The sequence below is a fragment of the Bacillus sp. Pc3 genome (assembly GCF_000815145.1).
GTDB lineage: Bacteria > Bacillota > Bacilli > Bacillales > Bacillaceae > Bacillus > Bacillus velezensis.
In genome coordinates, this window is record NZ_CP010406.1 from 3,371,491 (window position 1) to 3,390,351 (window position 18,861).

Here is an 18,861-nt window from a genome sequence, read left to right on the forward strand (position 1 = left end):
TTTTTTAATCTTTTATTAAAATACCCGCGTCGTCCAGCGCTTGGCAGGCTTGGTCAATCCGCTCTTTTGTCGGGGCGCTTAACGTATGGAGGTGCACGCCTCCGGTTAGCTGTGAAAGGTAAGCGGCATTTGTCGAGTTAATGTGATCCATGAATTGTTTGACTTCTTTCCGTGTACTGACTCTTATGGCGGCGGTTAAATCGCCGTATACGGGGTGTTCAATTATGACGTCCTTTATTGTGACGCCTTCATCGACAATGAGTGCAAGCTCTTCTTCCGTCCGCTCCGGGCCGTGCAGACAGGCGACAATCCGTTCGGCATTTTTTTCGCCGCCGGCATTCATGCTGATGTATAAGTAGCCTTGGCTCGTCGCGATAATCGGCTCGTTTTTTGCTTTCAAAAGCGATATGTCCTGCACGATCACCTGTCTTGAGACATTTGCTTTTTTGGCCAATTCGCCTCCTGTTAATGGCGAGCCGGCTTCTTTCAGCCAATGAAGCAGCATGTCGCGTCTTTTCTCCCCAGTAAGCTTCGTTCCTTCTGTCAAATTGCTGATTCTCCTTTCTTTTGCTCCCATAGCGCCGTAAATGTATGTATCAGCATATCGAGCTGTTCACATGTTGTTTCGTTTCCGAATGAGATCCGGAAAAACTGCCGCGCTTCCCGTTCGGTTTTTCCCAGCGCCTTCATAGCTGAAGAAGGGCCGTGGCTGCCGGCGGAACATGCGCTCCCGGTTGAGATGCAAATATCGTTACGATTACATTCTAACATAATATATTGTCCTTCAAAGGAGTGAAAAAAACACCCGACAATGTGAGGCAGGCATTCACCGCCGGTTTCTTCCTCTGAAAATGAAATGGGGAGGCCTTGACGCCGAATTTGGTCATACAAATAATTCCTCAGCCTGTCAGCATGCTCACGGTGTTCCTCCATATGTTTCACTGCATACTCCGCAGCAGCGGTAAAAGCGCCGATGGCCGGCACATTCACCGTACCGGGCCTGAACCCGTTTTCATGCACGGTATGCGGATAAACCGGGTTCCAGCTGACACCGGGCCGAATGTAAACAGCCCCGGTGCCTTTCGGGCCGTATACTTTATGACCGGAGATGGAAAGGGCGTCGATTCCCGCCTGATCCGCATCAATCGGCAGTTTGCCGAAACTTTGAACACAATCGCAATGCAGCAAAATGTTTCTCTGGTGAAGAAAAGCGGCCAGACGATTCACAGGCTGGATGAGACCGGTTTCTGAATTGGCGTGCTGTATGGAAACGAGCCCCGTGTCAGGACGGATATGAGCCGCCAGTATGTCCTCGGTTATAAGGCCGTTTTCGTCGGGATATATGATGGTGACATCAATTCCACGGTCAGCTAAAAACGCCGCGGCATTATGGATCGAATGGTGTTCCATTGCGGTCGTAATAAAATGTTTTTTGTGATCGGGCAGGCCGTGCAGCAATGATTGGACGGCCAGGATGTTCGCTTCCGTTCCGCCGCTTGTAAAGTAAATGCCGTCTGCCGCTCCGCCGATCAATTTTCCTGCAGAATGTCTGCAATATTCCAGCACGTCCGCCGCTCTTCCTCCGGCGTCATGAAGGCTGCTTGCATTGCCGTATACCTCTGTGCTGAGATGCTGAAAGACTTTCGCGGCTTCTTTGCTTAAAGGCGCTCCCGCCGCGTAATCAAGATAAATCATACAGCCCGTCTCCTATCCGTTTATGTTAAAAAAGCTTGAGTTTATTTTATCGTTGTGTAAATATAGGTGTCAAGACAGGTGTAAACATAACAGGAGGGTGATGTATGTCTGAAAAAACAATTATCGTCATTGGTTCGGGGACGGCGGCCCTTGCCTGTGCTTCCTCATTTCCTCCGTCATACCAAGTGACCGTCATCACAAAAAGAAACGTAACGAACAGCAATTCGCATTATGCTCAAGGCGGGATTGCTGTTTCATACGCAAAAGATGACTCGATAGAATCCCATGTGAACGATACACTGTATGCGGGATGCGGACACAATGACGTGACAGCCGTGCGGCATTTGCTGCAAAGCGGACAGAGCATGATAAACAGGCTGATAGAAGGCCATTTCCCTTTTGATACGAAGTCGGACGGAACGTTTTGTCTCGGCAGGGAAGGCGCTCATTCCAAAAGGAGAATTCTGCACGCCGGGGGAGATGCGACCGGACGGATGTTGGTTGAGTTTCTGGTTCAGCAGGTGAGGGACGGCATACGGATCATTGAACACGAGACGGTTGTTGATCTGCTGATTGAACACGGACGATGCGCAGGTGTTGCCGTAAAGGATGCTTCAGGCGCCGTTTCTTACAGAAGAGCGGATTGTGTAGTGCTTGCATCAGGCGGCTGCGGCAGTCTGTACCAATATCACACAAATGATTCCGCCATAACGGGAGACGGCATCGCTCTTGCCTTCCGCGCGGGAGCTGAGATCACGGATATGGAGTTCACCCAGTTCCACCCGACCCTCCTTGTGAAAAACGGGACTGTGTACGGCCTGATTTCTGAAGCAGTGAGAGGAGAAGGCGGATATTTAGCGGATCGCTTCGGGCGCAGGATCATGGCTGGCAGACACGCGCTTGAAGATTTGGCGCCCCGGGATGTGGTTTCACGGGCGATTTATGAAGAAATGATGAAAGAAAATCCTGTTTTTATAAATTGCAGCCGAATAGCCGATTTTAAGAAACGTTTTCCGACCATAACAGAAATTTGTCAAACAGCCGGTGTTGATCTTGAAAGCGGGGTTCCTGTAGCACCCGGAATGCATTTTTTAATGGGCGGAGTAAAAGCCGATACCTGGGGGAAAACGTCCGTGCCTGATTTGTACGCCATAGGCGAGACCGCCTGCACAGGATTGCACGGGGCGAACCGCCTTGCGAGCAACTCACTGCTGGAAGCGCTGGCAAGCGGGCAACGATGTGCTGAACATATCATTCAAACACCGTTAAACGGAAGATATAAAAAAACCCCGAAGAAATCTGACGTCATCTTACAAGTGCCGGACACAGCGCTTCATGTGCTCCAAGCCAAAATGACAACCGGAGCGGGCATCGTCAGGGAAAAAGAAAACATGCAGGCGCTGGCATCCTGGCTTAACAACGTATCTGTGCGTCATATAAATGTGAAGGATATCACAATAGAACAAGCCGAGCTATCCTGCCTATGGAAGACTGCGCAACTTGTTGTGACCTCAGCCCTTATTCGGGAAGAAAGCAGGGGCGCTCATTTTCGCGCTGATTTTCCCGGGACGGAGAAAGAGTGGCACGGAAAACAAATCATTCATTCAACATCTGGAACAGTTATCAGAAAAAACGAAAGGATTGGGGAACTATGGACATTCTGCAGCTGAAACAAATGCTGACTCATTTTTTTCAGGAAGATATCGGAACGGGTGATGCGACGTCACAAGCGATTTTTTCTGATCAGCAATGTAAAGCGCGAATCATCGCAAAAACAGACGGCGTGTTTGCCGGAGAAGCCGTTATCCGTGAAGGATGGAAGCTTTTACACGATGACATCCGCATCCGCTCCCTGAAAAAAGACGGAGAACGGATGAAAAAAGGAGACGTGCTCGCTGAAATGGAAGGCCAGGCGGCGGCTCTTCTTACGGGGGAGCGGGTCATTCTGAATCTCATACAAAGAATGTCAGGCATTGCGACAATGACGGATGAGGCCAAAAGGCGTCTTGATGATCCGTCCATCAAGCTTTGTGATACGAGAAAAACGACACCCGGGCTCAGAATGCTGGAAAAATACGCCGTTCGGGTCGGAGGCGGCTTTAATCATCGCTTCGGCTTATATGACGGCATCATGATAAAAGATAATCATATTGCTGCCTGCGGATCGATAAAGGCTGCCATGGAGCGGGCAAGAAAAACGGCGGGGCAGATGCTTGCGGTGGAAGTCGAAATCGAATCCGAACAGCAGCTGCTCGAGGCAATAGAAGCGGGTGCAGACGTTATTATGTTTGACAACTGTCCGCCTGAGTCCGTCCGGCGTTTTGCAGGCATGACACCGGGCCATATCAAAACGGAAGCATCCGGAGGCATAACGCTCGGCACATTGCCCGCTTTTAAAGGAACGGGCGTCCAATATATTTCACTCGGATTTCTGACTCATTCAGTAAAAAGCGCCGACATCAGCATGGATGTTGAGGCTGCGGAACAGGGGGATTTTTAAGATGTCTATTTTTGACGTGCTAACTGCATCAGCCGAAATGATGCCGAGCCATTATAAAGACATGAGCACCGGAGAAATGGAAAAGCGGGTCGCCGCCATTAAACGGGCTTTCGGAAAGCGCCTGTTCATTCCGGGGCATCACTATCAAAAAGACGAAGTAATACAATTCGCCGATACGGCAGGTGACTCCCTGCAGCTTGCTCAAGTGGCAGAAAAAAATAAAGAGGCGGAATATATTGTGTTTTGCGGCGTGCATTTTATGGCGGAAACCGCTGATATGCTGACTGATGATAACCAAACCGTCATTTTGCCCGACATGCGCGCCGGATGCTCGATGGCTGATATGGCAGATATTCAGCAGACGGACAAAGCATGGCAAGAGCTTCAAGAACTGTACGGTAACACCATCATTCCGTTAACATATGTTAACTCGACGGCGGAAATTAAAGCATTTGTCGGACGGCACGGGGGAGCGACCGTCACCTCTTCAAATGCCCGGAGTGTGCTGAAATGGGCTTTTAAACAAAAAGAGAGAATTTTATTTTTGCCGGATCAGCATTTAGGCAGAAATACGGCCTATGACCTCGGCATTCCGCTGACAGAAATGGCTGTATGGGACCCGGTGCAGAACCGATTGCTTACTGACCATCCGGAAAACATTAAGGTTATCCTTTGGAAAGGGCATTGCTCCGTACACGAAAAGTTTACAGCGGAAAATATTTCTCAGCTGAGGCAGCGGGATTCCGGCATCCGCATTATCGTTCATCCGGAATGTTCGCGGGAAGTGGTCTCGCTCAGTGACGACAGCGGGTCTACCAAATATATTATTGATACGATCGAACAGGCTGAACCGGGAAGCAAATGGGCGATCGGCACGGAAATGAATCTTGTTCAGCGCCTCATTCACTCGCATCCGGATAAACAGATTGAATCATTGAATCCCGATATGTGTCCGTGTCTGACTATGAACAGAATCGACCTGCCGCATTTATTGTGGTCGCTTGAGCAGCTTGAAAAAGGCGAGCCGAAGGGTGTCATTAAAGTTCCGGAAGCGGTTCGGACAGAAGCGCTTCGTGCTTTGAACAGAATGCTGAGTCATACGTAATTATAAAAATTTCCCCTCCTTCCCAAATTTTTTATCATCATGCCCAGTCCATCGGCATATAGTGTGAAGAAACGTATTGTAATGACAAATGTACCGTTCACGTTTTGTGCATAGGAGGGGAAAACGTTGAAAATTCATATCGTTCAAAAAGGCGATTCGCTCTGGAAAATAGCTGAAAAATACGGAGTTGATCTTGAAGAGTTAAAAAAACTGAATCATCAGCTTAGCAATCCAGACTTAATTATGCCTGGAATGAAGATAAAGGTGCCTTCAGAAGCCGTTCCGGTCAGAAAAGAACCTAAGGCCGGCTTCGGAACGTCTGCGCATAAGCATGAGCATCCATATGCCAAAGAAAAACCGAAATCAGTTGTGGACATTGAAGACACCATACCGGAAGAACCAAAGCCGTCAATTCCGTATGTGCCGCCAATCCCTGAAAAGCATGAAAATGTGCTGCCGGAAGCTGATATGAACCAATATTACCCGTCCAATCAGCTGTTTCAGCCGTGGTCGCCTCCTAAGCCGGAGGAACCGGTGACACATTTTGTCGAGCCGAAAGAAAAAGAGCATGACAATAACATTCCACAACAGGAGGAAATGATCAACATGGAAAACGCGAATTACCCGAATATGCCAAAGGCGCCTGAAGCCGGAAAGATGGAAGAAGAAAACGCCGCTTATCATCTGCCGAACATGCCAAACATTCCGAATGTCCCGTTTCCGAATATGCCGGCCGTTGAACCGTCTTTTATGCATTACCCGATGCCGTGCATGCCTTGTCCTTGTCCGGTTCCGGTGACACCGATGCTGCCGGGTTCGGGACTATGCCATCCGTGCTTCCCGGTAGGCGGAGGTTTCGGCGGTTTTGGAGGAGGTTTTGGAGGCTTTCCGGTCATGCCGATGCCGTTACCGTACGGATTCCATCATCCGGGATTTGGGCCGCAAGCGGGTTACGGTGAATTTGAAAACCAGGCCCATGAAAATGCAGAGCATTATGATGGTTCTGCATCTGGTTTCGGCGGTGCTCCGTACGGTCAAATGCCGTATTACGGCGGATATTCGTCACATTACGCAAACGCGCCTCATCATGATGGGAAATATAAGGATGATGATTGCGGCTGCCATGATTCACATCATCACCACCATCACCACGGTTCACATCACCATCACGCAAATATGCCTGTGCAGCCGTATCCGAATATGGGTGCAAACGCCGGATATTTTATGCCTTACGGCGGAGCAAATCCTAATGCCGCGCCGAATCAGCCGAGTCCAAATCAAGTATTCGGACGGCCGGAGGAAGAAGAAGATTAATGTTTCGGGACGATGTATGTCGTTCCTTTTTTTATGTCCAACTGAGGAATGGACATAACTGACAAGCTTAAACCCGCCGCCCGCCGCGCATCCTAAACATGAGCGGAAAACGCTCAAAACAGCGATGAATCCACGGGGGGTTTTTCCATTGGGTAAAAAACTGATGACGATCGCGGGCGTTTTAGCCGTGACGGCAAGCTTAACGGCATGCGGAGCAAATAATGCCATGAATGACGGACGCTACAACCAGTCAACACGTCCGGTCGGATATTATTCGAATGATAATGGTAACGGCAGAGGCCAGTACGGAATGGACCATCAAGGACCCGTTTCTGAAATGATGGAAAACCGAAACGGCCGTCATAATACGACAAACGTGTCCGATCAGTACGCGCCTAATGACGGGGTTCCGTTAACGACGGACGGCACATATAACGGCCGAAATGTCAATACGCCGCCGGCAGCAATGTCTTATAATGGGTATGACAACGCCGAAAACATCAGGTTGGCGGCAAAAGTTGCAAACCGCGTGAAAAAAGTAAAAGGCGTACAGGATAGTCAGGTCATCGTGACTGACACGAGAGTCGTCATTGCCGTCAGAACAAATCATCCTTTTACGAAGAATGATGATAAACATGTCAAACATGCGGCCAAAAAATTCGCGGACGGCCGTACAATTCAAGTGTTTACCGACAACGCTACTTTTACAAAGCTGCAAGACATGAACAGAAACAGCCGTTAAACGGGACTGCCGGATGATTTCATCCGGCAGTATTTTTATGGATAAAGCTTCATCATTTCTTTACATATTCTTAAAACGCTCTTTATATTGCGGTGTTAACATAAAAGTAATAAAACGTAACGGAGGGGCCGGGATGAAAAAAACGGAGCATGACAAAAGCCGCGGAGCAAAAACTGTGTATCTGACCGTAAGGGGATACCGGCTCAAACTGACGCCCGGACAAATGAAACTGATTTCAGCCGGCCGGGCATAATCATCGCAGCAGCCCTCATTTAGAGAGCTGCTTTTTTTCGGCTGAAACAGACAAATGAAAGAAAACGATTAAGCACCGGCATCTTTGGTCAAACTAGCATCAAGAGTTTGATTGAATAAAGAGGTGTTATTGGTGAAACGAATTTGCGGTGCTCGTCTATTGTTTATGCTTGTCTTATCGGCTGCAGTCCTGATTTGCGGAGGAAAAGGCGCATACGGGGCGGAGGTTGAGCATTACGGGCCGCTTCGGGTGCACGTCCAGCTGGAAAAGGTCTATCTGGACGGTGATGTCGGCATCGAACATACGGATGAAACCGTTTTGGCGATGGAGGATTTTTGGGCCTCATATGCCGGCTGGACGCTCGTTGAGCAGAAAAAAGGCTTCGTCCTTTTCCGTAAGCATGTTGATGACATTTCTCCGCTCAGTAAGGTTAACGGTTATATCGGCGTCACGGACGGAGGCGTCATCTCCACTTTTCACGGCCGTCCCGGATCGCTGGCCGAGCCGATTCAGTCTTTCTTCCAGATTGATATAGAAAGGCTGGAAAGCCGATTGCAAAAGCACTTGGAACACGGCATACCGTACAGGACAAAAGCGGAGTTTGAGAGCGTGATCGATCATATTAAGACTTACAGCGGCTGACTTTGACGCAAGACATGTGACACATGTCTTTTTTTTCTGAATGGAAGGTGTCAGAGCGAACATACGTTAACTTTTCTATAAGACTTTGGCTGTTTTTGTGTTACAATGATAAGCAGTCAAAGAGGTGAATAGGTGTGATTGAATTCGTGAAGGGGACGATTGATTATGTATCTCCCCAATACATCGTGATTGAAAACGGCGGAATCGGTTATCAGGTCTTCACTCCGAATCCGTTTATTTATAAGGTAAGCAATCAAGAGACCATTTTTACGTATCATCATATAAAAGAAGATGCCTTTTCTTTGTACGGTTTTTCAACCCGGGAAGAAAAAGCGCTTTTTACAAAGCTGCTGAACGTCACCGGCATCGGGCCGAAAGGGGCGCTCGCCATCCTCGGTTCCGGTGATCCCGGAGCCGTCATCGAAGCGATCGAACAGGAAGATGAAGCCTTTTTGGTGAAATTTCCGGGTGTGGGCAAAAAAACGGCGCGGCAGATTATTCTTGATTTGAAAGGCAAACTGGCCGACGTCGTGCCTGAAATGATTGACAACCTGTTCAATCATGAAGCGCGCATTGAAAAACAAGAGGCTGAAACGGCGCTTGACGAGGCGCTTGAAGCGCTCCGGGTTCTCGGCTACGCCGAAAAAGAAATTAAAAAAGTGCTTCCTCACTTAAAAGAGGAAACGGCGCTTTCAACAGATCAATATGTGAAAAAAGCATTGCAAAAATTATTAAAGTAAGGTGATGTTCATGGATGAACGGCTCGTTTCAAGTGAAGCAGACAGCCATGAATCAATAATCGAGCAAAGCCTCAGGCCGCAGAATCTCGCCCAGTATATCGGCCAAAAGAAGGTGAAAGAAAATCTGCGCGTGTTTATCGATGCGGCGAAAATGAGGCAGGAAACGCTGGACCACGTTCTTTTATACGGGCCTCCGGGTCTCGGGAAAACAACGCTTGCGTCTATCGTGGCCAATGAGATGGGTGTGGAGATGCGGACGACGTCAGGTCCCGCCATCGAAAGACCGGGAGATTTGGCAGCCATTTTGACGGCGCTCGAACCAGGGGATGTGCTGTTTATAGACGAAATTCACAGGCTGAACCGCTCAATTGAGGAAGTGCTGTACCCGGCGATGGAGGATTTCTGCCTTGATATCGTCATTGGAAAAGGCCCGTCCGCCCGCTCCGTCCGTCTCGACCTTCCCCCTTTTACGCTTGTAGGAGCGACGACAAGGGTCGGATTATTGACCGCACCGCTCAGAGACCGGTTCGGGGTGCTGTCGCGCCTTGAATACTATACGCAGGAAGAGCTGACAGATATCGTGTCAAGAACTGCTGACGTTTTTGAAGTGGATATCGAAAAAGCACCGGCTCTGGAAATCGCCAGACGGTCAAGGGGAACGCCGCGGGTTGCAAACCGGCTTCTCAGAAGGGTGAGAGATTTTGCCCAGGTGCTCGGCGACAGCCGCATCACGGAAGAAATCGCTCACGATGCGCTCGAACGTCTTCAAGTCGATGCGCTCGGCCTTGACCATATCGACCATAAGCTGCTGATGGGCATGATCGAAAAATTCAGCGGCGGTCCCGTTGGCCTTGATACGATTTCCGCGACAATCGGCGAAGAACCGCATACAATAGAGGATGTGTACGAACCGTATCTGCTGCAGATCGGATTTCTTCAGAGGACGCCGAGGGGACGGGTCGTGACTCCGGCTGTGTATGAACATTTTCGATTGGAGGCGCCCGCCCGTGACTGACTTTCCGAAGGTTCTCATGGTTTTCGGTGCCGTTTTGCTTATTGCCGGCGCAGTCTGGCACTTTGTCGGAAGGCTGCCCGGAGATATTTTCGTTAAGAAGGGAAATGTTACATTTTTCTTTCCCGTTGTCACTTGTATTGTGATCAGTGTGATACTATCCATTCTGCTTAATTTTTTCGGCAGAATGAAATAACAATAGACAGAATTAAGGTGAAATGATGAAAGTCGATTTATTTGATTTTGAACTGCCTGAACGCCTCATAGCCCAAGTGCCGCTGAAAGAGCGTGACGCATCGCGGCTGATGGTGCTCGACAAACAGACGGGCGGGCTGACGGACAGTTCATTTAAAGAGATTGTAAGCTTTTTTAATGAAGGGGATTGCCTCGTCTTGAACAATACCCGTGTGCTGCCTGCAAGATTATTCGGCACAAAAGAAGATACGGGAGCGAAAGTGGAGCTTCTGTTATTAAAACAGGAAGAAAATGATACATGGGAAACGCTCGTAAAGCCGGCGAAACGTGTAAAAAAAGGAACGGTCCTGACATTTGGCGACGGCCGGCTGACAGCGGTCTGCACGGAGGAGCTTGATCACGGAGGCAGAAAAATAGAATTCCGGTATGACGGGATTTTTTACGAAGTGCTTGAATCACTCGGTGAAATGCCGCTGCCTCCTTATATTAAAGAGCAGCTTGATGATAAAGAACGGTATCAGACCGTCTTTTCAAAAGAAATCGGATCTGCCGCAGCTCCGACGGCCGGACTTCATTTTACGGAAGAGATTCTGGACGAGCTGAAGCAAAAAGGTGTGCGGATTGAATTTATCACACTTCATGTGGGACTCGGCACATTCCGCCCGGTCAGTGCGGATGATGTGGAAGAGCATAACATGCACGCGGAATTTTATGAAATGACGGAAGAAACCGCCGCCTCTTTAAACGAGGTCAGAAAGGCGGGAGGGCGCATTGTGTCGGTCGGGACGACATCCACGCGCACCCTGGAAACCATTGCCGGCGAGCATGACGGCGTATTTACCGCTTCAAGCGGCTGGACGTCCATCTTCATTTATCCGGGATATGAATTTAAGGCGATTGACGGCATGATCACCAATTTTCATCTGCCGAAATCTTCCCTTATCATGCTCGTTTCTGCGCTTGCCGGCAGAGAGCATGTTCTTTCCGCCTACCGTCATGCGGTAGAAGAGGAATATCGTTTCTTCAGCTTTGGCGACGCCATGCTGATTATCTAATTTGAATGACAGGAGGCCTCATACAAAGTGGCTGAACAACCGATACGTTATGAATTTATAAAGGAATGCAAACAAACGGGAGCGCGCCTGGGCAGAGTCCATACGCCCCACGGCTCCTTTGAGACGCCTGTATTTATGCCGGTCGGCACGCTTGCTACGGTAAAGACGATGTCTCCGGACGAGCTGAAATCTATGGATGCGGGCATTATTTTAAGCAATACGTACCATTTATGGCTCCGCCCGGGACACGACATTGTAAAAGAAGCGGGCGGGCTTCATAAGTTTATGAACTGGGACCGCGCGATTTTAACGGATTCCGGCGGTTTTCAGGTCTTTTCATTGAGCAAGTTTCGTAATATAGAAGAAGAAGGCGTTCATTTCCGCAATCACTTAAACGGAGACAAGCTGTTTTTATCTCCGGAAAAAGCGATGGAAATTCAAAACGCCCTCGGCTCTGATATCATGATGGCGTTTGATGAGTGTCCGCCGTATCCGGCAGAGTATGATTACATGAAACGCTCTGTGGAACGGACCAGCCGCTGGGCGGAACGCTGCCTGGAGGCGCACGGGCGCTCAGATGAGCAGGGGCTGTTCGGAATCGTACAGGGCGGAGAATACGAAGACCTGCGGACACAAAGTGCAAAAGACTTGGTTTCGCTTGATTTTCCAGGTTATGCCATAGGTGGGTTATCTGTCGGCGAGCCGAAGCACGTCATGAACCGAGTGCTTGAGTTTACAACTCCGCTTTTACCGAAGGACAAGCCGAGATATTTAATGGGTGTGGGTTCACCGGATGCCTTAATTGACGGCGCCATCCGCGGCGTGGATATGTTTGACTGCGTACTGCCGACCCGGATTGCCCGAAACGGCACGGTGTTTACGAATGAAGGGCGTCTGAATATGAAAAACGCCAAATATGAGCGTGATTTCCGTCCGATTGACGAAGAGTGCAGCTGCCATACATGCAAAAATTACTCCCGCGCTTACATCAGACATTTGATCCGCTGTAATGAAACGTTTGGAATTCGATTAACAACTTACCATAACCTTCATTTTCTGTTACACTTAATGGAGCAGGTCAGACAAGCCATCCGGGAGGATCGTCTTGGTGATTTCCGAGAAGAGTTCTTTGAGCGTTACGGCTATAATAAGCCAAATGCGAAAAGCTTCTAAATAAAACCATTCTTGAAAGGAGGGAAACAGATGGGTACTTTAGGCACAATCGTTCCTATTATTTTAATGTTTGCAGTGCTTTATTTCCTGCTCATCCGTCCGCAGCAAAAGCAGCAGAAGGCCGTACGCCAGATGCAGGAAGAGCTGAAAAAAGGGGATTCAGTGGTGACAATCGGAGGATTGCACGGCACTGTTGATTCAATTGATGAAAGCAAGGTCGTCATTAAAACAGGTGATAACACCCGTTTAACATTTGACCGCCGCGCAATCAGAGAAGCTTCCGCTGAATAACAGCGAAGCTCATACATACAAAAAAAGAGCGGAGAATCCGCTCTTTTTTTATTACGCTGATCTGCTTCCTTTCAAATTCACTCCGAAAATGCCGCCCAGCATGCTGACTCCCAAAAAGCCGAGATGAAACAAAAGCTGACCGGATGTAAACGTTTTTCCGAATCCTAAATATTGAAACAGCAAGATGATTAATGAAAAACAGACGGCGGTTAACGCTCCGATCATCCAGCCTTTTTCCTTCGCTTTGCCGCCCGATATAAAACCGCCCGCAAATAAAGAAAGAAAGGAAAGCGCGGTGATCAGCCAGCTGAAAGATGACTCTTCCATTGAGGTAACCGTCAGTAAAAGCGAAATCGCCAAACTCGTAAGAAGCATCACCGCAAAAATAGCCACTAAGCCGTACAAGACGCCTCTTCCCACTTGTTTCGTTTCTTCCATTTTTATCTCCTCTCCGCTCTGCGGCCTGATATATGACAAGCCGGAGCCCGTCTTTTTCTAAATGTATTCTCTTAATGTTCGAATTAGACGTAAATGCATGATGTTCAGCCCGTTTCTTACATAATTCAGAGCCGATGGCAAATGCTATGACCGTTGGAGGTGCGATATGGAAGATATTTTCATTATTACGTTTCGTACGATTGTGCTTTATTTTATCATTCTTGTGATTTTCAGACTGATGGGAAAACGGGAAATCGGAGAACTGAGCATTTTAGACCTTGTCGTCTCCATTATGATTGCCGAGATTGCCGTATTGGCAATTGAAAATGTAAAAGATAAGCTTTTGCATACGATTGTGCCGATTGTCGTTTTAATGATTATTCAAGTAAGCCTTGCTTTTATTTCGCTCAAAAGCCAAAAAATACGGCAGCTGCTTGACGGAAAACCCACCATTATTATCAAACAGGGAAAAATTGATGAACGGGCGATGAGATCGCAGCGCTACAATTTTGACGATCTTCTTATGCAGCTGAGGGAGAATAACATCGATAGAATCTCTGACGTGTCATACGCCATTTTGGAGTCTTCAGGCAAACTGTCGATCGTCAAAAAGAAAAACAATAAGGATAAGCAGATGGAAACATCGCTTATCGTTGACGGGGTCATTCAGAACGAGCATCTGGACAGAATCGGGAAAGATAAACACTGGCTCGAAAAAAATTTAGCAAAAAGAGGATATCGCGATCTTTCGGTTATATCATTCTGCACGTTTACGGACGGCGCTTTTTTTATTGATCTTAAAGATGAAAAAGGGGAGCCATGAATCGGTTTCACCGCGTGACGAACTTGCCGATGACCGGAATCCGGATCAGCTCTTCCCTTTTAATCAGCTTGAATAACAGAAGAAGCGCAATGTACAAAATCGCGGTCATTGCAATCCAGCCTGTGAGATTAACAGCCTCTGATCCTGAAAAATGAACGGCGTGCTTGATGATGCGGCTGACATAGCCGCAAATGAATATGACGGCAAAACAGAGCGCGTATTCTTTTATTTTAATGCTGATCGGAAGCACCTTGCTTACGGTGGCCGCATGCAGCAGGGTGACAAGAACCATCCCCGTTACAATCGCAAGTGCGGCGCCCATGATGCCCAAGGAAGGCCTGGTCGCCAAAACAAAAATTAGGCCAGTTTTGACAGCGGCGCCGATAAAACTGTTCATCATGGCGGCCCCGGCTAAATTGAGAGCCTGCAGCACCGCCTGAAGGGGCCCCTGAAAATAGTAAAGCAGAAAAAACGGCGCCATCACTTTAACAAATACCGCCGCATTAGTTGATCCGTACATGACGGACATCAGTTCATCAGCGAAAGAGAATAAAATAACCACCGAAATGCCTCCGCTTAAAAGACACAGCCGCATCGCCTGTTCCAGACGGTATTCGACAACTTGCAGCTTTTTTTGCTCCATTCCTTCACTGATCGCAGGAACAAGTGCCGTTGACAGAGAATAGGTTATAAAGCTGGGCAGCGTCAAAACCGTCATGGCAAATCCGGTCAGCTCCCCGTACTGGCTGGTGGCGGCAGCGGTGGCCACTCCTGCAATCGCAAGGCTTTGCGCGACGACAATAGGTTCAAAAAACCAAGATAAATTTCCGATGAAGCGGCTTCCGGTTGTCGGGAGCGACACGCTCATCAGCTGGCGGAAGGTTTCTTTTCCATTTGCGATCGACTTGAAAAATTGTTTTCTGATTCTGATTGTTTTATTTGCTTTAAAACAAATGAATAAATAAATAAGAGAGGCAAGCTCCCCGATGACAGACGAAATCATGGCTCCGGCTGCGGCATATTCAATCCCGTACGGCAGAAACACCGTCGTGCAGACTGCGACAAGTGAAATCCGCACGATCTGCTCAAGTACTTGGGAAAACGCCAGCGGGTTCATATTCTGCCTGCCCTGAAAGTAACCGCGCAGCACGCTGGAGATCGCGATAATCGGCACGACGGGCGTAATCGCCAGAAGCGGGTAAACCGTGCGCTGATCCGTCAGCATCGTTTCGGACATAATCGGCGCAAAGCATAAAAACAGCGGCGTGAAGATGAGACTTAATATCCCGGTGACGGTAAGCGACATCACTAAAATGTGTTTCATTTTCTGCCTGTCCCCCCGCGCGCTTGCTTCAGCGACAAGTTTGCTGATGGCAACGGGGAGGCCGAATTGAGTCAAAGTGGTGGCCAAGAAAAATGTCGGGGCAGCCATCATGTATAAACCGACCCCTTCTTCACCGATAAACCGGGCGATAACCACCCGGTTGACAAAGCCGAGCATTCTCGTAATCATCCCGGCTGCGATGAGAATAAGAGTGCCCCTTAAAAAAGTCTGTTTTGCCATTTTATAAACCCCTGCCTTCTCAAACTACCTGGAATCATATACAATAAAGATATGCGCCGATGTCGTCCGAGCATGACAAGTCTTCGAGAAAAATGGAAAAAGGAGCGAGCGCCCAGTGGAGAAACATCCCGCCGAAATGTACAAAGATCATTTGCGGCCTTTCTTGTACAGTAAACTTGAAGAGTTCAAAATCCTCGGATACGATGATGTTGAGCACGAGAGTTTATGGTCATACTTAATACATAAAAAGTGGAAACAGAAAAAGGAACTGCCGCTGCATGAATTGGCCGGTCATATTTTATCAGTTAAAATTGGCGATTTTATGAACTATGCAACCGTTGAAGCTTTTAAGTCGTCTAATTGGCTGGAAAGCGATGAGGGTCAGGAAGCTTTAGATGAACTGCTGAGATAATGATTTGACGGCATAGGTTTAAGGAGGAAATACATAATGAAAAAAGGACGCTTGATTGCGTTTTTCCTGATCGTATTATTGATCGGCACAGGGCTGGGGTATTTTACAAAACCGGCTGCCAATAATATTACGTTAGGATTGGATTTACGCGGCGGGTTTGAAGTTCTGTACGATGTGCAGCCCGTCAAAAAAGGCGATAAAATCACAAAAGACGTGCTCGTCAGCACGGTGCAGGCGCTGAACCGCCGGGCTAACGTTCTCGGCGTAAGCGAGCCGAATATTCAGATTGAAGGAAATAACCGCATCCGCGTACAGCTGGCGGGCGTCACGAATCAGAACAGGGCGCGCGAAATTCTGTCAACGGAAGCGCAGCTCTCGTTCAGGGATACGAATGATAAAGAGTTGTTAAACGGCTCTGATCTCGTGGAAAACGGCGCGAAGCAAACCTTTGATCCGACGACGAACGAACCGATTGTCAGCGTTAAGCTGAAGGATGCGGATAAGTTCGGCGAAGTGACGAAAAAAGTCAAGAAAATGGCGCCTAATAATCAGCTTGTGATCTGGCTTGATTACCAAAAAGGCGATTCTTTTAAAAAAGAAGTCGGCAAAAAACATCCGAAATATGTATCCGCTCCGAATGTGAGCCAGGAATTAAACACGAAGGATGTCACAATTGAAGGCCAGTTTACCGTTCAAAAAGCGAAGGACTTGGCCAATATTTTAAACGCGGGCGCGCTGCCTGTGAAACTGACCGAAAAATACTCTACTTCAGTAGGGGCGCAATTCGGACAGCAGGCTTTGCATGATACGGTAGAGGCCGGCATCATCGGTATTGCAATTGTTTTCTTATTTATGCTGCTTTATTACAGACTGCCTGGACTCATAGCGGTAATTACGCTTTCTGTATACGTGTATATTACGCTTCAAGTGTTTGACTGGATGCAGGCGGTGCTGACGCTTCCGGGTATTGCGGCGCTCATTTTGGGTGTCGGGATGGCGGTTGACGCCAACATCATCACCTATGAACGGATAAAAGAAGAATTGAAACTCGGCAAATCCGTCCGCTCAGCTTTCCGTTCAGGGAACAGACGTTCATTCGCGACGATTTTCGATGCGAACATTACAACGATCATCGCAGCGGTCGTGCTCTTTATTTTCGGGACAAGCTCTGTAAAAGGGTTTGCGACGATGCTGATTTTGTCAATTCTGACAAGCTTTATTACAGCTGTCTTCCTTTCAAGATTCCTGCTCTCCCTTCTCGTGGAAAGCAGATGGCTTGACCGGAAAAAAGGCTGGTTCGGCGTCAAGAAAAAACACATTATGGATATTCAGAAGACCGACGAAAATACTGAACCGCATACGGCATTCCAAAAATGGGATTTCACGAGCAAGCGAAAATATTTCTTTATTTTCTCAAGCGCTGTAACCATTGCGGGAATTATCATCTTACTGGTCTTTAAACTCAACCTGGGAATCGATTTTGCAAGCGGCGCGCGGATTGACGTGCAGAGCAATCATGCATTGACGGCGCATCAGGTTGAAAAAGATTTTGACTCTCTCGGCATGGAACCGGAAAACATCGTGCTTTCTGGTAAAGAGAACCATGTTGCCGCGGCCCGGTTTGTCGGAGAGCCATCTAAAGAAAAAATCGCTGAAATCAAAACGTACTTTAAGGACAAATACGGATCTGAACCGAACGTCAGCACGGTATCGCCGACAGTCGGAAAAGAACTGGCCCGTAATGCTTTATATGCTGTCGCCATTGCATCAATCGGCATCATTATTTACGTGTCAATCCGTTTCGAGTACAGAATGGCTATCGCCGCAATTGTATCCCTGCTGTACGACGCTTTCTTTATCGTCGCGTTTTTCAGCATTACAAGGCTGGAGGTCGATGTCACCTTTATCGCCGCTATTCTCACCATAATCGGTTACTCGATAAATGATACGATCGTTACATTTGACCGGATACGTGAGCAGATGAAAAAACGTAAGCCGAAGTCATTTGCCGATCTGGAACATATCGTGAATCTTAGCTTGCAGCAAACCTTTACACGTTCGATCAATACGGTCTTGACCGTTGTGATTGTTGTCGTCGTGCTGCTCATTTTGGGCTCATCGTCAATTACAAACTTCTCCGTCGCCTTATTGGTCGGTTTATTGACGGGCGTTTATTCCTCTCTTTACATCGCCGCGCAGCTGTGGCTTGTATGGAAAGGTAAAGAATTTAAAGGGAAAAAATCAATCGAAGAGTAAAATGGGAACAGGCTGTCTTCCGGAAGGCAGCCTGTTTTTTTAGGCCGCATTGAACTTAAAACCTGCATTTGCTATAATGACATACGCTTACATAATCAATCATCATTGTAAAAACATGTAGGAGGGTTCTTATGAACGTTCGTGAGTCGGAGCTTCCGGGCATCGGCCAGAAAGTAGAAGTCATTACGAAAAATCACGATAAAATCAGTATTATTCTTCATGATGACGGCAGAAAAGAGCTCTATTACTTCGATGAGAATGATCATGACGAATGCTTGGCATCCGTTGAATTTAACGACGAAGAGGCGAGGCAGATTTCCGCTATTTTAGGCGGGATGACGTATAAGCCGAAAGCGCTGGAATCTGTGGAAGTTGCGCTTGATGACCTCGTCATTGAGTGGTTTAAAGCCGAATCTCATGCACCGGCTGTCAGCCGTACAATCGGAGATTTGGAGATCAAGAAACATTACAACGTCCAGATTATTGCGATCGTAAAGAAAAACCGGCAAAAACAGCTGAGCCCCGGCATTGATACCGTAATTGAAGAAGGGGACACCCTCGTCATATCGGGAGAAAGAAGCGGACTGAAAAAGCTGGTCCGCGAGCAATTAACGGCCCGGATTTCCTGAGACCGGGGTTTACTCCCGGGGA

General features: G+C 48.0%; 21 protein-coding genes. 17 read left to right on the forward strand and 4 right to left on the reverse strand.

Features of this window, described 5'->3' with window-relative positions:
* Positions 1-4: 4 nt before the first annotated feature.
* Both SB24_RS16225 and SB24_RS16230 read right to left on the reverse strand, forming a co-directional pair.
* Entirely contained in the window at positions 5-547 is a 543-nt protein-coding gene (locus tag SB24_RS16225; RefSeq protein ID WP_012118101.1) for a transcription repressor NadR, read from the reverse strand.
* Complete coding sequence (locus tag SB24_RS16230) at positions 544-1,695, reverse strand: IscS subfamily cysteine desulfurase (protein WP_039254362.1); 1,152 nt, start codon at positions 1,693-1,695, stop codon at positions 544-546. The genes SB24_RS16225 and SB24_RS16230 overlap by 4 nt, the downstream gene beginning before the upstream one ends.
* A gap of 104 nt (positions 1,696-1,799) precedes the next feature.
* Between SB24_RS16230 and nadB the strand changes: the two genes are divergently transcribed.
* The 13 genes from nadB to yajC all read left to right on the forward strand — a co-directional run bounded on the left by nadB (position 1,800) and on the right by yajC (position 12,717).
* Positions 1,800-3,365 carry an L-aspartate oxidase gene (gene nadB, locus SB24_RS16235; protein WP_039254365.1) on the forward strand — a complete coding sequence of 522 codons (1,566 nt, stop codon included), beginning with the start codon at positions 1,800-1,802 and terminating at the stop codon, positions 3,363-3,365.
* On the forward strand, positions 3,347-4,195 hold the full coding sequence (gene nadC, locus SB24_RS16240) for a carboxylating nicotinate-nucleotide diphosphorylase (protein WP_015417919.1): 849 nt from the start codon (positions 3,347-3,349) through the stop codon (positions 4,193-4,195). Before nadB ends, nadC begins: the two co-directional genes overlap by 19 nt.
* A 1-nt stretch (position 4,196) precedes the next feature.
* On the forward strand, positions 4,197-5,300 hold the full coding sequence (nadA, locus tag SB24_RS16245; RefSeq protein WP_012118097.1) for a quinolinate synthase NadA: 1,104 nt from the start codon (positions 4,197-4,199) through the stop codon (positions 5,298-5,300).
* 126 nt (positions 5,301-5,426) lie between these two features.
* The gene (gene safA, locus SB24_RS16250; protein WP_015417918.1) at positions 5,427-6,614 is read left to right on the forward strand and encodes a SafA/ExsA family spore coat assembly protein; all 1,188 of its coding nucleotides are present in this window, start codon (positions 5,427-5,429) and stop codon (positions 6,612-6,614) included.
* 148 nt (positions 6,615-6,762) lie between these two features.
* Positions 6,763-7,356, forward strand: a complete 594-nt coding sequence (locus SB24_RS16255) for a YhcN/YlaJ family sporulation lipoprotein (protein ID WP_014721606.1) — start codon at positions 6,763-6,765, stop codon at positions 7,354-7,356.
* A gap of 133 nt (positions 7,357-7,489) precedes the next feature.
* The gene (locus tag SB24_RS20680) at positions 7,490-7,609 is read left to right on the forward strand and encodes a hypothetical protein (RefSeq protein ID WP_007612850.1); all 120 of its coding nucleotides are present in this window, start codon (positions 7,490-7,492) and stop codon (positions 7,607-7,609) included.
* A gap of 132 nt (positions 7,610-7,741) precedes the next feature.
* Positions 7,742-8,251, forward strand: coding sequence for an intercompartmental signaling factor BofC (locus SB24_RS16265; RefSeq protein ID WP_015417917.1), 510 nt, complete (start codon positions 7,742-7,744; stop codon positions 8,249-8,251).
* Between the two features lie 134 nt (positions 8,252-8,385).
* Entirely contained in the window at positions 8,386-8,991 is a 606-nt protein-coding gene (gene ruvA / locus SB24_RS16270) for a Holliday junction branch migration protein RuvA (RefSeq protein ID WP_003152683.1), read from the forward strand.
* A 10-nt stretch (positions 8,992-9,001) separates the two neighbouring features.
* Complete coding sequence (gene ruvB, locus SB24_RS16275) at positions 9,002-10,006, forward strand: Holliday junction branch migration DNA helicase RuvB (RefSeq protein ID WP_007408185.1); 1,005 nt, start codon at positions 9,002-9,004, stop codon at positions 10,004-10,006.
* Positions 9,999-10,199, forward strand: a complete 201-nt coding sequence (locus tag SB24_RS16280; protein ID WP_031378914.1) for a DUF2905 domain-containing protein — start codon at positions 9,999-10,001, stop codon at positions 10,197-10,199. The genes ruvB and SB24_RS16280 overlap by 8 nt, the downstream gene beginning before the upstream one ends.
* A gap of 25 nt (positions 10,200-10,224) precedes the next feature.
* Positions 10,225-11,253: a tRNA preQ1(34) S-adenosylmethionine ribosyltransferase-isomerase QueA gene (gene queA / locus SB24_RS16285; RefSeq protein ID WP_003152692.1), complete on the forward strand. Its 1,029-nt coding sequence runs from the start codon at positions 10,225-10,227 to the stop codon at positions 11,251-11,253.
* A 27-nt stretch (positions 11,254-11,280) separates the two neighbouring features.
* Positions 11,281-12,426, forward strand: coding sequence for a tRNA guanosine(34) transglycosylase Tgt (tgt, locus tag SB24_RS16290; protein ID WP_007408186.1), 1,146 nt, complete (start codon positions 11,281-11,283; stop codon positions 12,424-12,426).
* A 30-nt stretch (positions 12,427-12,456) separates the two neighbouring features.
* Entirely contained in the window at positions 12,457-12,717 is a 261-nt protein-coding gene (gene yajC / locus SB24_RS16295) for a preprotein translocase subunit YajC (protein WP_003152695.1), read from the forward strand.
* A gap of 51 nt (positions 12,718-12,768) precedes the next feature.
* Here the strand turns inward: yajC and SB24_RS16300 are convergent, their stop codons facing one another.
* Entirely contained in the window at positions 12,769-13,155 is a 387-nt protein-coding gene (locus SB24_RS16300; protein WP_003152697.1) for a TIGR04086 family membrane protein, read from the reverse strand.
* Between the two features lie 166 nt (positions 13,156-13,321).
* Between SB24_RS16300 and SB24_RS16305 the strand changes: the two genes are divergently transcribed.
* Positions 13,322-13,978, forward strand: coding sequence for a DUF421 domain-containing protein (locus SB24_RS16305; protein ID WP_003152699.1), 657 nt, complete (start codon positions 13,322-13,324; stop codon positions 13,976-13,978).
* A gap of 7 nt (positions 13,979-13,985) precedes the next feature.
* On the opposite strand, the gene spoVB is transcribed toward SB24_RS16305, so the two are convergent.
* A complete protein-coding gene (spoVB, locus tag SB24_RS16310; protein WP_015417915.1) occupies positions 13,986-15,542 on the reverse strand; it encodes a stage V sporulation protein B in 1,557 nt (518 codons plus the stop codon).
* Positions 15,543-15,657: 115 nt separating this feature from the next.
* Between spoVB and SB24_RS16315 the strand changes: the two genes are divergently transcribed.
* From SB24_RS16315 to SB24_RS16325, 3 genes are all read left to right on the forward strand, one after another.
* Positions 15,658-15,954, forward strand: a complete 297-nt coding sequence (locus SB24_RS16315; RefSeq protein WP_007408189.1) for a post-transcriptional regulator — start codon at positions 15,658-15,660, stop codon at positions 15,952-15,954.
* A 36-nt stretch (positions 15,955-15,990) separates the two neighbouring features.
* The gene (gene secDF / locus SB24_RS16320; RefSeq protein WP_039254370.1) at positions 15,991-18,210 is read left to right on the forward strand and encodes a protein translocase subunit SecDF; all 2,220 of its coding nucleotides are present in this window, start codon (positions 15,991-15,993) and stop codon (positions 18,208-18,210) included.
* Positions 18,211-18,341: 131 nt separating this feature from the next.
* Positions 18,342-18,839 carry a cation:proton antiporter regulatory subunit gene (locus SB24_RS16325; RefSeq protein WP_012118088.1) on the forward strand — a complete coding sequence of 166 codons (498 nt, stop codon included), beginning with the start codon at positions 18,342-18,344 and terminating at the stop codon, positions 18,837-18,839.
* Positions 18,840-18,861 lie beyond the last annotated feature (22 nt).

Bases quoted from the DNA above. Each gene is read 5' to 3' on its own strand.
- yajC (WP_003152695.1), top strand. From the start codon at position 12,457: ATGGGTACTTTAGGCACAATCGTTCCTATTATTTTAATGTTTGCAGTG.
- ruvB (WP_007408185.1), top strand. From the start codon at position 9,002: ATGGATGAACGGCTCGTTTCAAGTGAAGCAGACAGCCATGAATCAATA.
- queA (WP_003152692.1), top strand. From the start codon at position 10,225: ATGAAAGTCGATTTATTTGATTTTGAACTGCCTGAACGCCTCATAGCC.
- nadB (WP_039254365.1), top strand. From the start codon at position 1,800: ATGTCTGAAAAAACAATTATCGTCATTGGTTCGGGGACGGCGGCCCTT.
- SB24_RS20680 (WP_007612850.1), top strand. From the start codon at position 7,490: ATGAAAAAAACGGAGCATGACAAAAGCCGCGGAGCAAAAACTGTGTAT.
- SB24_RS16305 (WP_003152699.1), top strand. From the start codon at position 13,322: ATGGAAGATATTTTCATTATTACGTTTCGTACGATTGTGCTTTATTTT.
- nadA (WP_012118097.1), top strand. From the start codon at position 4,197: ATGTCTATTTTTGACGTGCTAACTGCATCAGCCGAAATGATGCCGAGC.
- SB24_RS16230 (WP_039254362.1), bottom strand. From the start codon at position 1,695: ATGATTTATCTTGATTACGCGGCGGGAGCGCCTTTAAGCAAAGAAGCC.
- SB24_RS16300 (WP_003152697.1), bottom strand. From the start codon at position 13,155: ATGGAAGAAACGAAACAAGTGGGAAGAGGCGTCTTGTACGGCTTAGTG.
- spoVB (WP_015417915.1), bottom strand. From the start codon at position 15,542: ATGGCAAAACAGACTTTTTTAAGGGGCACTCTTATTCTCATCGCAGCC.
- SB24_RS16325 (WP_012118088.1), top strand. From the start codon at position 18,342: ATGAACGTTCGTGAGTCGGAGCTTCCGGGCATCGGCCAGAAAGTAGAA.
- secDF (WP_039254370.1), top strand. From the start codon at position 15,991: ATGAAAAAAGGACGCTTGATTGCGTTTTTCCTGATCGTATTATTGATC.
- nadC (WP_015417919.1), top strand. From the start codon at position 3,347: ATGGACATTCTGCAGCTGAAACAAATGCTGACTCATTTTTTTCAGGAA.